Annotated in this window: 1 protein-coding gene; it reads left to right on the forward strand. The window is 68.1% G+C overall.

Features of this window, described 5'->3' with window-relative positions; all coding sequences use genetic code 11:
• Positions 1–72: 72 nt before the first annotated feature.
• A partial coding sequence (locus I55_RS13450) for a hypothetical protein (protein WP_148293706.1) occupies positions 73–987 on the forward strand: 915 nt, incomplete at its 3' end.

Genomic DNA, 987 nt, shown 5'->3' on the forward strand with positions numbered 1-987 from the left:
GCCGGGATATGGAGGACGCCGCCGAGGGCATGGCCCCCCTGCCTTACGCCGGAGGTGGTGAGTGCCCCAGAGATGGAGGACGGTACCAACCCCTTGCCGACCTTCCACCATGAGGTCGCCAGCGTGCTGCTCCGCAGGAACGCGGCGGGGGCCGACGCCGGTGCCATCTCGTCCGTCACGGGAGCCCTGGCGGCCGGCCTGCTCAAACGCGCGGTGGCGGGTGGCCATCTATTTCCACCGACACCGGAGCGCTGGTCCAAGGACGCGGCGGCCTTGGATGCCGTTGTCGTCGTATGGGAGCACCTCGAGGGTCTGGCGCGGGGACGCCAGGATTCCTTGATCCTGGATCCCAAAACGCGCGGCGCTGCCAGTCTCATCTCCGAGCTCAGCGGCGCTGACGCCGATCGACTCATCGCCGATGCCATTCGTATGGTGACCTCGGGCCCCCGGTCCGAGGCCGCTGTCCGGACCGCCGCCGCGGAGGCGGTGGCACCGGCCTTGGCACTGGCGGCCTCGCTCCCCCAGGTGGGGTCACTGGTGCTGGCCCTGGAATCCGCCGGATCAGCCGTCGACGTGGAGACCACTGCCCTCGCTTTTCTCCGGGTGGCAACTTCGCCGGCATTCTGCGACTTGCCCAGCGCGCAGCGAGCCCGGGAGCTTCTGGCCGCAGCCCCACTGCCCGAGCCCCCCAATGGCATGGCGACCCGCAAGGCATATGCTCTGGCGAGAGGGAGCTTCGTCAAAGCGACCATCGGCCTTCCCCGCTTTGAGATCGAGCTGGTCAGCAGGACCAGGGATGGTGATGGCACCTGGCGCGCACTGTTGAAAACCAGGGATGGGGAAGAGGCCCGCTCCGGCTACGGCGACCTCGACGAAATGGCGGAGGCGCTCGATAAGGAATTCGGGGAGCGCCTGAAACCCTGGCGGGCCTATTCCCTCTTCAAGCTCCCGGATTTGGACCGGAGGAATGCCGGGGCCCCTCCTTCT

This window comes from Azospirillum sp. B4, from assembly GCF_000333275.1.
In the GTDB taxonomy this organism is placed as follows: domain Bacteria; phylum Pseudomonadota; class Alphaproteobacteria; order Azospirillales; family Azospirillaceae; genus Nitrospirillum.